13 protein-coding genes are annotated in these 12,770 nt (G+C 71.8%); 10 read left to right on the top strand and 3 right to left on the bottom strand.

Translation table 11 applies throughout. The features are described from left to right. Positions 1–131 precede the first annotated feature (131 nt). Genes CV755_RS00565 through CV755_RS00575 form a run of 3 tightly spaced genes read left to right on the top strand, consistent with a single transcriptional unit; the run spans position 132 to position 3,381 of the window. Positions 132–1,529: a DUF6421 family protein gene (locus CV755_RS00565; RefSeq protein WP_109278103.1), complete on the top strand. Its 1,398-nt coding sequence runs from the start codon at positions 132–134 to the stop codon at positions 1,527–1,529. Positions 1,530–1,555: 26 nt separating this feature from the next. Continuing rightward, complete coding sequence (locus CV755_RS00570; protein WP_109278104.1) at positions 1,556–2,317, top strand: SDR family NAD(P)-dependent oxidoreductase; 762 nt, start codon at positions 1,556–1,558, stop codon at positions 2,315–2,317. Further along, a complete protein-coding gene (locus CV755_RS00575) occupies positions 2,299–3,381 on the top strand; it encodes a threonine aldolase family protein (protein ID WP_109278105.1) in 1,083 nt (360 codons plus the stop codon). Before CV755_RS00570 ends, CV755_RS00575 begins: the two co-directional genes overlap by 19 nt. A gap of 21 nt (positions 3,382–3,402) precedes the next feature. Here the strand turns inward: CV755_RS00575 and CV755_RS00580 are convergent, their stop codons facing one another. Continuing rightward, positions 3,403–4,131, bottom strand: a complete 729-nt coding sequence (locus tag CV755_RS00580; RefSeq protein ID WP_109278106.1) for a lysophospholipid acyltransferase family protein — start codon at positions 4,129–4,131, stop codon at positions 3,403–3,405. 237 nt (positions 4,132–4,368) lie between these two features. On the opposite strand from CV755_RS00580, the gene CV755_RS00585 reads away from it, so the two are divergent. The 5 genes from CV755_RS00585 (at position 4,369) to CV755_RS00605 (ending at position 8,762) form a co-directional block, all read left to right on the top strand. After that, positions 4,369–4,725 carry a thioredoxin family protein gene (locus tag CV755_RS00585; RefSeq protein ID WP_109278107.1) on the top strand — a complete coding sequence of 119 codons (357 nt, stop codon included), beginning with the start codon at positions 4,369–4,371 and terminating at the stop codon, positions 4,723–4,725. Positions 4,726–4,860: 135 nt separating this feature from the next. Further along, positions 4,861–5,358, top strand: coding sequence for a flavin reductase family protein (locus CV755_RS00590; protein WP_109278108.1), 498 nt, complete (start codon positions 4,861–4,863; stop codon positions 5,356–5,358). A gap of 200 nt (positions 5,359–5,558) precedes the next feature. After that, positions 5,559–6,344: an electron transfer flavoprotein subunit beta/FixA family protein gene (locus CV755_RS00595; protein ID WP_109278109.1), complete on the top strand. Its 786-nt coding sequence runs from the start codon at positions 5,559–5,561 to the stop codon at positions 6,342–6,344. Between the two features lie 76 nt (positions 6,345–6,420). Next, positions 6,421–7,383 carry an electron transfer flavoprotein subunit alpha/FixB family protein gene (locus tag CV755_RS00600; protein WP_109278110.1) on the top strand — a complete coding sequence of 321 codons (963 nt, stop codon included), beginning with the start codon at positions 6,421–6,423 and terminating at the stop codon, positions 7,381–7,383. 134 nt (positions 7,384–7,517) lie between these two features. Beyond that, positions 7,518–8,762, top strand: coding sequence for a DUF6986 family protein (locus tag CV755_RS00605; RefSeq protein ID WP_109278111.1), 1,245 nt, complete (start codon positions 7,518–7,520; stop codon positions 8,760–8,762). A gap of 262 nt (positions 8,763–9,024) precedes the next feature. On the opposite strand, the gene CV755_RS00610 is transcribed toward CV755_RS00605, so the two are convergent. After that, positions 9,025–10,005, bottom strand: a complete 981-nt coding sequence (locus tag CV755_RS00610; RefSeq protein ID WP_109278161.1) for a LacI family DNA-binding transcriptional regulator — start codon at positions 10,003–10,005, stop codon at positions 9,025–9,027. A 207-nt stretch (positions 10,006–10,212) separates the two neighbouring features. On the opposite strand from CV755_RS00610, the gene CV755_RS00615 reads away from it, so the two are divergent. Then, a complete protein-coding gene (locus tag CV755_RS00615; protein ID WP_109278112.1) occupies positions 10,213–11,163 on the top strand; it encodes an ROK family protein in 951 nt (316 codons plus the stop codon). Here CV755_RS00615 and CV755_RS00620 read toward each other — a convergent pair. Further along, the gene (locus tag CV755_RS00620; RefSeq protein ID WP_241560881.1) at positions 11,046–11,531 is read right to left on the bottom strand and encodes a 5-carboxymethyl-2-hydroxymuconate Delta-isomerase; all 486 of its coding nucleotides are present in this window, start codon (positions 11,529–11,531) and stop codon (positions 11,046–11,048) included. The genes CV755_RS00615 and CV755_RS00620 overlap by 118 nt on opposite strands. A 195-nt stretch (positions 11,532–11,726) precedes the next feature. Between CV755_RS00620 and CV755_RS00625 the strand changes: the two genes are divergently transcribed. After that, positions 11,727–12,764 (top strand): NUDIX hydrolase, encoded by a 1,038-nt coding sequence (locus CV755_RS00625; protein ID WP_193553320.1) that lies wholly within the window; start codon positions 11,727–11,729, stop codon positions 12,762–12,764. Positions 12,765–12,770: the final 6 nt, after the last annotated feature.

Here is a 12,770-nt window from a genome sequence, read left to right on the forward strand (position 1 = left end):
GCCCCTACGGCAGGAAATTCCTCGGCGCAACCGGGGGTCCGGCAGGATAATTTGCTGCCTCTCCCCTTGAGCGGAAGAACCTCACATGGATACGGTGTCTTAACGCCAGGTTCTCCCGAGGAGGGGCAGTCATGACGGAAATCCTTTCGTCAGCAGGCATAGGCACCGACGTTTTGCCCGTGGATCGCGTGGTCGATCATCCGGCCTGGGCGGCGCTCAAGGACGCCGTGGAGACGATCCGGCCGTGGCAGTCCCCGGATGGCTCCATCGACCTCGCCCGGGAGGGGGCGCCACCGGGGGAGCGGGTGCGCGCCGAGGTGGACCGGGTCGCCGAGGCCGTCGGGGAGCTCTCCCCGCTGCTGCCGCATGACGCCGACTACCACGCGGCGCTGGTCAACGATCTGCGCCGCTGGGCGCAGACCGGCTTCGGCGTCCCGGACTTCCTGGACTCGCTGCTGGCCTTCCAGCCCGCCGCCCAGCGCGCCGACGGCCGCCAGCACCTGGTGGTGTTCCCCATGTACACCCAGAACGGCAACCCGGACCGCAATCTGGAGGCCGTGGTGCTGCGGGTGGTCTGGCCGGAGTGGCTGGCCGAACTGGAGCGCACCCGCTACGACAACCCGCTGTTCGTGGGCATCACCTTCGAGGACTTCACCTCCGGCTATGACACCAACTCCGCGGTGCTCTTCCCGGAGACCGTGGCCGTCCGCCAGGCCCCCGAGCGCTTCACCTGGGGCGCCATCTTCTGCGACCGGGAGGCGGCCCGCTTCCGCCGGGTCACCGAGTCCGCCGTACGCACCCTGGGCCTGGAACTGCCCGCCGACATCGCGGACATGCTGCATGACCAGCAGCGCTGCCAGGAGGCCTTCGTCCTCTGGGACATGATCCACGACCGTACCCACAGCCATGGCGACCTGCCCTTCGACCCCTTCATGATCAAGCAGCGCCAGCCGTTCTGGATGTACGGGCTGGAGGAGCTGCGCTGCGACCTGACCGCCTTCAAGGAGGCCGGGAAGCTGGCCGCGGACGGCTTTCCGCAGGGCCGGGATGTGCAGTATGCGGTGCTCTTCGACCGGATGTTCCGCTTCCCGGTCACCGGTGACCGGGTGCGCAACTACGACGGCCTGGGCGGCCAGCTGCTCTTCGCCTATCTGCACCGGCATGACGTCGTACGCTGGACGGACAACACCCTGCATATCGACTTCGACCGGGCTCCCCAGGTCACCAACCAGCTCTGCGGCGAGATCGAGAAGCTCTACCGGGACGGCATCGACCGGCCCAAACTGGTGCACTGGCTGGCCGCCTATGAGCTGGTGTCCCGCTATCTCGCCCCGCACCCCGGCTCGGTCTGGGCCAAGGGCCCGGAGGCCCTGGATCTCAGCCAGCCGCCCCGCAAGCTCGTGGACGACGTGCTTCCGGACGAATTCCCGCTCAGCATGTTCTACGAGGCCCTTGCCAAGAAGCTGCGCGGCGTGATCGCCTCGACCAAGGGGATCACCGCCGAGAAGGCCGGGCAGGTGGCCGCGTGAGCGAGCGGAAGAAGGAGGCGACGGCCATGAGCACACCCGGGAACGGCAACGGCCGGCTGGACGGGGCCGTGGTGGCGGTGGCGGGAGCCGCCGGACCGGCGGGCCGGGCGGCCCTGCTGCGGCTGGCGGAGGCGGGGGCCACGGTCATCGCCGCGGACGCCGACGCCGCCCGGCTCGCCGAGGCCGTGGACGCGGCCCGGTACGCCCATGGCGGGGCCACCGTGGTCGGGGACACCGTCGATCTCCTGGACCTGGCGGCCACCCGGGCCTGGGCCGACCGCAATGAGAAGGAATTCGGCCGGATCGACGGCCTGGTCCACCTGGTGGGCGGCTGGCGCGGTTCGGCCACCTTCGCCGAGACCGACCCGGCCGACTGGGAATTGCTGGAGAAGCTGCTGATCCGCACCGTGCAGCACACCTCCCTGGCCTTCGAGGGCCCGCTGACCCGTAGCGGAAACGGCCGGTATCTGCTGGTCAGCGCGGCCGGCGCCAGCAAGCCCACGGCGGGCAACGCCGCCTACGCCGCCTCCAAGGCCGCGGCCGAGGCCTGGACCCTGGCCCTGGCGGACTCCTTCCGCAAGGCCGCCGGGGACCAGCTGGAGCCGCCGGCCGCCGCCGCCATCCTCATCGTCAAGGCCCTGGTGCACGACGCCATGCGCGCCGAGCGGCCCAACGCCAAATTCGCGGGCTTCACCGATGTGAAGGACCTCGCCGAGGCCATCCTCGGCACCTGGGAGAAGCCCGCCAGCGAAGTGAACGGAACCCGTCTGTGGCTGACCGCGCAGTGACCGAAACCGACGCCATACGCCGGCATGACCCCCAGGCGCGCGGCTTCGCCAGCGACAACTACGCGGGCGTCCACCCCGAGATCCTGGCGGCCCTGGCGCTGGCCAACGAGGGCCACCAGGTCGCCTATGGCGAGGATGTCTACACCGAGCATCTGCAGGAGGTGATCCGCGGCCACTTCGGCCCCTCCGCCGAGGCCTTCCCGGTGTTCAACGGCACCGGCGCCAATGTGGTCGCCCTGCAGGCCGCCAGTGAGCGCTGGGGAGCGGTGATCTGCGCCGCCACCGCCCATATCCATGTGGACGAGTGCGGGGCGCCGGAGCGGGTCGGCGGCCTGAAGCTGCTCACCGTCCCCGGTGAACACGGCAAGCTCACCCCGGAGTTGATCGACCGCGAGGCCTTCGGCTGGGAGGACGAGCACCGAGCCCAGCCGCAGATCGTCTCCCTCGCCCAGACCACCGAACTGGGCACCTGCTACACGCCCGAGGAGATCCGGGAGATCTGCGAGCACGCCCATGAGCGCGGGATGAAGGTCCATCTGGACGGCTCCCGGCTGGCCAACGCCGCGGCCACCCTGGGCCGTCCGATGCGGGAGTTCACCACCGACGCGGGAGTGGACCTGCTCTCCCTGGGCGGCACCAAGAACGGGCTGATGTTCGGCGAGTTGGTGGTGGTGCTCAACCCCGGCGCGGTGCGCGCCATGAAGCATCTGCGCAAGCTGTCCATGCAGCTCGCCTCCAAGATGCGTTTTGTCTCGGTGCAGTTCGAGGCCCTGCTGGCCGGGGATCTATGGCTGCGCAGCGCCCGCCATGCCAATGCCATGGCCGCCCGGCTGGCGGCCGGCGTGAGCACCGTGGACGGCGTGGAGGTGCTGCACCCGGTGCAGTCCAACGCCGTCTTCGCCCGGCTGCCGCACGATGTCTCCGAACGCCTGCAGAAGCGCTACCGGTTCTACTTCTGGGACGAGGCCGCCGGTGACGTTCGCTGGATGTGCTCCTTCGACACCCGGCAGGAGGATGTGGACGGCTTTGTGGCGGCGCTGCGGGAGGAGATGTCCCGCAGCTGAGGACCACTCGGCCGTCCGGGGTCAGCGGGCTTCCCGGGCGGCCGCCTCCGCCGGAGTGGGTGCCGTCCCGCCCAGATGGGCCGGCACCCACCAGCTGTCCTCCGGCCCCCTGGCGCGGACCGGATAGGCCCGCTGGGCCGCCTCCAGCAGATCCTGGACCCGGGCCCGCAGCCGCTCGGTGACCGACTCCGCGTTCTCCTCGCGCCCCACCGGCATCGGCTCGCCCACCCGTATGGACACCGGGAGATGGCTGCGCCGCAAATCGCGCTTGTGCCCCTTGGTCCACAGCCGCTGGGTGCCCCACAGCGCCATCGGCAGCAGCGGAACCCCCGCTTCCTGGGCCAGCCGGGCCGCCCCGGACTTGAAGTTCTTCAGGGTGAAGGAGGTGGAGATGGTCGCCTCCGGGAAGACCCCGATGATTTCGCCCGAGCGCAGCGCGTCCAGCGCGTGCTGGTACGCCCCCGCGCCGGCCGAGCGGTCCACCGGTATGTGCTTCATGGCCCGCATCAGCGGACCGGAGACCTTGTGCCGGAAGACCGACTCCTTGGCCATGAACCGCACCAGGCGCTTGGCGGGCCGGGCGGCCAGCCCGCAGAAGACGAAGTCCAGGTACCCGATGTGGTTGCTCACCAGCACCGCCCCGCCGCGCCGCGGCACATGCTCGGTGCCCTGGATGTCGAAGCGCAGATCGAGCGCCCGGAACATGGTGCGAGCGACACCGATCACCGGGGGGTAGACGAGTTCTGCCATGTGTGGCGAGTCCTTAGGGGCCTGGGGAGGGTTCTCCCGGCTGAAGTTACGCGGCCGTAACTTGGCGGTTCCGGCAGATCGTGCCTGAATGTCCGGCCCGCGGGCCAGTCGAGGGGTGCTCCCGGCCGGGAGATCCTCATCACGTCGCCCGCGCCGCCCTGGCCGGGGCCCGGAATTTCCGGTCCGGCCGCCGACACTGGATCCTGGTGACGGACCAAGAACGAGGGAAGGAAGAGCGTGCCCGGGCAGACGGACCGCGACCACAACCGGCGGCTGAGCGCCGCCGAGCTCGGTACGGAGCTGGGGGAGCGGGCCACCCTGGTGCACTTCTCCACCGCCTTCTGCCAGCCCTGCCGGGCCACCCGGCGGGTGCTGGCGGAGGTCGCCGCCCTGGTCGAGGGCGTCACCCATATCGAGATCGACGCCGAGGCGCACCTGGAGCTGGTGCGTGCCCTGGGCATCAGCGCCACCCCGACCGTGCTGGTGCTGGACGCCGGCGGACATGTGGTGCGCCGGGCCGCCGGACTGCCCGGCAAGGCGCAGGTCATCGCGGCACTGGGCGCGGTGGTGCAGGCCGGGGCCGGCCCCTGGTGATCCCGTGCTGATGCCCGTGGTGATCCACCTCCCATCCGCCGGGCGGCACTTGACGCTTTCCGCTCTTGATCGTCACTGTGGCGCCATATGGCGTGACCGTACCGCGCGGCCCGACTCACCAAAAGGACAGCTTTCATGACGGCCTCGCCCGAACTGGGCAGCAATCCCTCCGACTTGCTGCGCTCGGTCTTCCGCCGGCATGCCGCGGGAGTCGCCGTCATCACCGCGCGGGGGGCCCGGCCGGCCGGCTTCACCGCCACCTCGCTGACCTCGGTGGCCGCCACGCCCCCGCTGGTCTCCTTCGGGGTGGGCACCGGCTCCTCCAGCTGGCCGGTGCTCGCCGGGGCGAGCCATGTCGGGGTGCACATACTCGGTGAGCACCAGCGGGAGCTGGCGGCCACCTTCGCGCTCAGCGGCGCCGACCGCTTCGCCCCGCCCACCCGCTGGCGCACCGGCCCGGAGGGGGTCCCGCTGCTGGAGGGCGTGCTGGCCTGGATGGTGTGCCGGGTGGTGGCCCGGGTGCCCGCCGGGGACCACCGGGTGGTGCTCGCCGAGGTGGTGGCCGGAGACCCCACCGGCGACGGCCGGCCCCTCCTCTACCACCAGGGGCGCTTCAACGGTCTGCGGGACTGATATGTCCCTGCTCCCCGCGTTGGGCAGATCACAGCTCACCGGCCTTGCAATCGACGTACCGGCTGTATGTACTGACGAGTAACATTCCGCTCGGGGCCGAGCCCTCCCCCAAGGGAAATCACCCACCGGAATCCGCCCCCAAGGCGCCTATGCTGCCTGCCAAGGCAGCTACGAAGAGACGATGCAGTAGGAGAGCCGGCGTGAGCTTGAGGATCGTTGTCTGTGTGAAGTACGTGCCCGACGCCACCGGCGACCGGCACTTCGCCGAAGACCTGACCGTCGATCGTGACGACGTGGACGGCCTGCTCTCGGAGCTCGACGAGTACGCGGTCGAGCAGGCGCTGCAGATCGCCGAGGAGGCGGACGACGCCGAGATCACGGTGCTGACCGTCGGCCCCGAGGACGCCAAGGACGCGCTGCGCAAGGCGCTGTCCATGGGCGCCGACAAGGCCGTCCATGTGGAGGACGACGACCTGCACGGCACCGACGCGCTGGGCACTTCCCTGGTGCTGGCCAAGGCCGTTGAGCACATCGGCTACGACCTGGTCATCTCCGGCATGGCGTCCACCGACGGCGGCATGGGCGTGGTCCCGGCGATGCTGGCCGAGCGCCTGGGCGTCCCCCAGGTCACCCTGCTCTCCGAGGTCGCGGTGGCGGACGGCAAGGTCACCGGCCGGCGGGACGGCGACGCGGCCAGCGAGCAGCTGGAGGCCTCGCTTCCGGCGGTGGTCTCGGTCACCGACCAGTCCGGGGAGGCCCGTTACCCCTCCTTCAAGGGGATCATGGCCGCCAAGAAGAAGCCGGTGCAGACCCTCGACCTGTCCGACCTCGGCATCGAGGCCGAGGAGGTCGGCCTGGAGGGCTCCTGGACCAAGGTTGACGAGGCCGCGGAGCGCCCGGCCCGTACGGCAGGCACCGTCGTCAAGGACGAGGGCGAGGGCGGCAAGCAGCTCGCCGCCTTCCTCGCGGAGCGCAAGTTCGTCTGAAGCGCCTCGCGGGCCAGAAGTTCATCTAAGGCCCGTTTCCCAACCGCCCTCAAAATTCCCGCAGGAGAGCAACGCCATGGCTGAAGTCCTCGTCTACGTCGACCACGTGGACGGTGCCGTCCGCAAGCCCACCCTCGAACTGCTCACCCTCGCCCGCCGCATCGGCGAGCCGGTCGCGGTGCACCTCGGCGCCAACGCCGAGGAGGCCGCCAAGGTGCTCGGCGAGTACGGCGCGGTGAAGGTACTGGCCGCCGATGCCGCCGAGTTCGCCGACTACCTGGTGGCGCCCAAGGTGGACGCCCTCCAGGCCGCCTTCGAGGCCGTCTCCCCGGCCGCCGTGCTGGTCCCCTCCTCCGCGGAGGGCAAGGAGATCGCGGCCCGCCTGGCGGTCCGTATCGGCTCCGGCATCATCACCGACGCGGTTGACCTGGAGGCCGGTGACGAGGGCCCGGTGGCCTCGCAGTCCGTCTTCGCGGCCTCGTACACCACCAAGTCCCGGGTCACCAAGGGCACTCCGGTGATCACCGTCAAGCCCAACTCCGCCGCCCCCGAGGCCGCTCCGGCCGCCGGCACCGTGGAGCAGCTGGCCGTCACCTTCGGTGAGAAGTCCACCGGTACCAAGGTCGTCTCCCGCACCCCGCGCGAGTCCACCGGCCGTCCCGAGCTGACCGAGGCCGCCATTGTGGTCTCCGGCGGCCGTGGTGTCGGCGGCGCCGAGAACTTCCCGCTGATCGAGTCCCTGGCCGACTCCCTCGGCGCGGCCGTGGGCGCCTCCCGCGCCGCGGTGGACGCCGGCTGGTACCCGCACACCAACCAGGTGGGCCAGACCGGCAAGTCGGTCTCCCCGCAGCTCTACATCGCGGCGGGCATCTCCGGTGCCATCCAGCACCGGGCCGGCATGCAGACCTCGAAGACCATCGTGGCCATCAACAAGGACGCCGAGGCCCCGATCTTCGAGCTGGTCGACTACGGCGTGGTGGGCGACCTGTTCACGGTCGTCCCGCAGCTGACCGAGGAGATCAAGTCCCGCAAGGGCTGACCCCGTTCGAACATTGCGGCCCCTGCCTCCGGCGGGGGCCGCGGTGCGTTGTGGGGGTGTTGACCGCCCGCCACGCCGCTCGCTAGCTTCCTTCAACGAATTGTTGATTCCAGGACACTTGAACGGCGGTGGCCATGGGCACGGCGAGGCGGACCCTGGACAGCATGGTGGCCGAGCGCATAGGCGTCTTCCTGGCCCCGGCGGACGCCGAACTGGCCCGCCGCTACCCGGGCGAGACGGGCGGCCGCCAGCCGGTGCACACCGTCTATGTCCCCGCCGATGCGGTGCACGCCGGCACCGTCCGCTCCTGGGGCGAGCAGGCACTGGCGGCGCTCGACCAACATGCCCCGAGCGCGGGCGAGTTCGCCGCCGTCCTGGGCATCCCGGCCGGACTGGCCGAACCGGTCTGGCAGCGGGTACGCGCCAAACTGGCCGCCGAACCGGTGGAGGACCTGCGCATCGACTTCGAGGACGGCTACGGCAGCCGCCCCGGCGCCGAGGAGGACCAGGCCGCCCTGCACGCCGCGGAACTGGTGGCCACAACGGCTGTGCCCTTCGCGGGAATTCGCGTCAAAAGCCTGGAGGCACCGGTCCGTGACCGCGCCATCCGCACCCTGGACATCTTCCTCACCGCCCTGCTCACCGCCGGCGGACTCCCGGCCGGACTGCGGCTCACCCTGCCCAAGGTCAGCCACCCGGACCAGGTGACCGCGATGGCCCGCCTCACCGAGGAGTTCGAGAGGGCGTACCACCTGCCCGGCGGCCGGATCCGCTTCGAGGTGCAGATCGAGACCACCCAGGCCATCCTGGGCGCCGACGGACGGGCCACCGTGGCCCGCCTGATCGAGGCGGGCGAAGGGCGGGTCTCCGCCCTGCACTACGGCACCTACGACTACAGCGCCGCCTGTGGCGTCGCCCCCGACCGGCAGTCGGCCGACCATCCGGTGGCGGACCACGCCAAGGCGGTGATGCAGGTGGCGGCGGCCGGCACGGGGGTGTGGCTCTCGGACGGTTCCAGCAATGTCCTGCCGGCTGGTGACACCGCGCAGGTGCACCACGCCTGGCGGCTCCACCACCGCCTGGTGCGGCGGGCCCTGGCCCGCGCCTACCACCAGGGCTGGGATATGCACCCCGCCCAGCTGCCCACCCGCTATGCGGCCGTATTCGCCTTCTACCGCGAGGGACTTGACCGGACGACGGCCCGGCTCGCCGCCTACACCGGCGGCCGCGGCGGCACGGTCCTGGACGAACCCGCCACCGCCCGCGCCCTCAGCGCCCACTTGCTGCGCGGCCTGGACTGCGGCGCCCTCACCCCCGCCGAGGTCCCCCTGCCCCGCCCCACCCTGGAACAACTCGCCGGCCACCGCACACTTCCCTGACGGCTCCGGGCGCCCCAGCCAGCGGCCGACCGGCCCGCACTCGAACTCGAAGCGGAGCGCCCCACCAGGGGCGCGGGGAACTGCGCGACCGGCCCAGACCGGCCCGCACCCGGAATCGAGGCGGAACGCCCCACCGCGCGAACGACCGCCGGCGGCCCGCAGCCGAAAGGAACCCCCCGCCGCGCATCATGACTTGGCGCGGGCCGCCTTGGGCTGGTCGCGCAGTGCCCCGCGCCCCCAAGGGGGCACCCCCAGCAGAACGCTACGGCGGCAACTCCCCGGACCCCCGCACAATCAGCTGCGTCGGCAACTCCACCCGCCGGGGTACCCGTTCCGCCCCGCCCAGCCGGCGAAACAGCAACCGTGCCGCGGTACGGCCCAGCCGCGCCGGATCCTGGGCGACCACCGTGATCGCGGGCGAGAGCAGATCGGCCAGCTCCAGGTCGTCGAAGCCCACCAGGGCCACCCGCCGCGGGAGTCCGGCCAGGACCCGTATCACCGTGACGGTCACCCGGTTGTTGCCGGTGAACAGCGCCGTCACCGGCCGCTCGCCGCCGAGCATCCGCTCCGCCTCCGCCCGTACCCGCTCCGCGCCCGTCCCGCCCAGGGACACCCAGGACTCGTCCACCGGCAGCCCGGCGGCCGCCATCGCGGCGCGGTAGCCGCGCAACCGCTCCACCGCCGTATGGATATGCGGCTGGTCGCCGATGAAACCGATCCGGCGATGGCCATGGGCGATCAGATGGGCCACACCCTCCCGCGCACCGCCGAAGCCGTCCGAGAGCACCGCGTCGGCGGCTATCAGCCCGGCCGGCCGGTCCACGAAGACGGTGGCCACCCCGGCCGCCATCTCCGGTTCCAGATAGCGGTGGTCGGCACCGGCCGGGATGACCACCAGCCCGTCCACCCGGCGGGCACAGAAAGCCAGCGCCAACTCCCGTTCCCGCTCCGGGTCCTCCGCGCTGGAGCCGTTGATCAGCAGGGCCCCGTGCTCCCGGGCCACCTCCTCCACGGCCCGGGCCAGCGGGGCGTAGAAAGGGTCGGCCAGGTCCTCCAGGATCAGGCCGATGGAGGCGGTGCGCCCCTTGCGCAGCATCCGCGCGCTGTCATTGCGCCGGAAGCCCAGCGCGGTGATGGCCTCCTGGACCCGGCGCTCGGTGTCCGGGGTGACGCCCGGTTCGCCGTTGACCACCCGGGAGACGGTCTTCAAGCCGACTCCGGCGCGGGCGGCGACATCCTTCATGGTGGGACGGGTGCCATAACGGCCCTGCGGACGGCGGGAGTTCTGGGGCACGGCGGTAAGTCCTCTGCGGTCCGGGCGCGTTGTGGGGCGCGGTGTACGGGGACGGAACGCGCGGGGCGTGAACTTCGAGCATAGGCCCTGGACAACGTTGTCATCGCTAGGGAGACTGGCGGAAAACGACCACCCCGAACAGGAGAGACCGCACCCATGCACACCGAGGTGGACGCCCTGGTCGCCGCACTGGACATCGGCGGTACCAAGATCGCCGGAGCGCTGGTGGACGCGCGTGGCCGGCTGCTGGCCCGCGCCCGGCGGGCCACTCCGGCGCAGGGCGACGCGGCGGATGTGATGGACGCGGTGGCCGAGACACTGGCGGAGCTGGCCGGCTCCGCCCACTGGCCGCGGACCGTCGCCGTGGGCATCGGCAGCGCTGGCCCGGTGGACGCCGCCGCCGGCACCGTCTCCCCGGTCAATGTCCCTGCCTGGCGCGGCTTTCCGCTGGTCGCCGAGGTGGCCGCGCGGGCCGGCGGACGGCCGGTGACCCTGGTCGGCGACGGGGTGGCCATGGCCGCCGCCGAACACTGGCAGGGCGCAGCCCGCGGCCGGGCCAACGCCCTGGGCATGGTGGTCTCCACCGGAGTGGGCGGAGGACTGGTACTGGACGGCCGGCTGCACCCCGGCCCCACCGGCAACGCGGGCCATATCGGCCACATCACGGTGGACCTGGACGGAGATCCATGCCCCTGTGGTGGCCGGGGCTGTGTGGAGCGCATCGCCAGCGGTCCCAATATCGCCGCGCGGGCAAGGGAATCGGGCTGGCGCCCGGGGCCGGACGGCGAGGTGAGCGCGGCGGCGGTGGCGGCGTCCGCCCGGGCCGGGGACGAGGCCGCGCTGGCCTCCTTCGCCCGGGCCGCCCAGGCGCTGGCGGCGGGGATCGCCGCCACGGCGACCCTGGTGGAGATCGAGATCGCGGTGATCGGCGGCGGGGTGGCGGGCGCGGGCGAGGTGCTCTTCGGCCCGTTGCGCCAACGCCTCGCGGACTACGCCACGTTGTCCTTCACCGGCGGGGTGGAGATCGTCCCGGCCCGGCTGGGCTCGGACGCCGGCCTGGTGGGCGCGGCGGCAGCGGCGGCACAGGCGTCGGGGTTGTGGGGGTAGCGGGTCACCGTGTGGGCCCGCTGGCCCCGCAGCCGGTAGGACAGCGCCAGGTCGCGCACCTCCACCGAGCGCACCGGGCCCCCGTCCGGCTCATCGGGCAGATAGGCGTCGAGCAGCGCCAGCACCGCCTCGGACAGCCGGGCCTTCCGGCCGTCCGGACGCCCCCGCAGCAGACCGATGTCCACATGGACGAAGGCGGCCTCTTCCCGGCCGCCGACAAAGGTCTCGGCCGCGGGCCGGAAGAAGATCTTGCAGACGCCGGGTGAGTCAACCGCCCCGACCACCAGCGGGTGCAGCTCCTCCGCGAAGGCGCGGCGGTCGAAGACCGCGTCCAGCTGGACGGAGTAGTCGACGGTGATGTGTGGCATGGACGCTCCGGCTACCGATGGGCAATGCAACCATTTTTGCCGATGGGCGGGGAAGGCGAGCAGCCGGGGCCCCTTCGCCGGCCTGCCCCTGGTTTCGCAGGCCGTGGCAGGTGGGGCGCCATGCCGCTGGCAGGTACTTCCGTGGCAAGGTGTTCCGGGCAACTTTTGGGGCGCCTTGCGGAGAAGGGGGGAACCGTGATCGTCTGGCTGAACGGTCCATTCGGTGGCGGAAAGACCAGCACGGCAAGGGAGTTGACCGCTCTCATCCCGGACAGCCATATCTACGATCCCGAGGTCACCGGCGGGGCGCTGCGCCATCTGTTGCCGCCGGAGCGGATGGCGGGGGTGGGCGACTATCAGGACCTGCCGATCTGGCGGCGGCTGGTGGCGGACACCGCGGCGGCCATGCTGGCCGAATTGGGCGGGACACAGATCGTGCCCATGAGTCTGCTGCGGCAGGAGTACCGGGACGAGATCTTCGGAGCACTCGCGGCTCGCCGGATACGGGTGAGCCATGTGCTGTTGACCTCTGAGGAAACGATACTGCGGGCGCGGATAGAGCAGCGGGTGGAGGTGGCCGGCGACCCGGTGGCCAGTGAGCGCTGCCGACAGTGGGCGCGCGAGCACATCGCCCCCTACCGGCAGGCCCTGGACTGGCTGCGGCAGGACGCCTTCGCCGTGGACACCAGCCGGCTCACCCCCCGCCAGGTCGCCGAGCGGGTGGCGGAGGCGGTGCGCGACGGGAGCGCCGCCGCCTGCCCCATCGTCCAGACCCCGGAACCCAGGGCCGAGACCCTCGCCGCCGGGGTACTGCTCTTCGACGAGGAGGACCGGGTGCTGCTGGTGGACCCCACCTACAAGCCCGGCTGGGAGTTCCCGGGCGGAGTGGTGGAACCGGGCGAGGCCCCGGCCCGGGCCGGAATGCGTGAGGTGGCCGAGGAGACCGGCATCGAACTCACCGAGGTCCCAAGGCTGTTGGTGGTCGACTGGGAGCCGCCCAGGCCGCCCGGCTTCGGCGGGCTGCGCCTGCTCTTCGACGGCGGGAAGCTGACCCAGGCCGAGGCCCGCCGGCTGCTGCTGCCCGGTGCGGAACTGCGCGGCTGGCGCTTCGCCACCGAGGAGGAGGCGGCCACCCTGCTGCCGCCGGTCCGGCTGAACCGGCTGCGCTGGGCCCTGCGGGCCCGGGAACGGGGACGTCCGCTCAATCTTGAGGCGGGCGTCCCCGTCGGCTGACCGGTG

The organism is Streptomyces orinoci (assembly GCF_003121295.1).
Classification (GTDB): Bacteria; Actinomycetota; Actinomycetes; order Streptomycetales; family Streptomycetaceae; genus Streptomyces; species Streptomyces orinoci.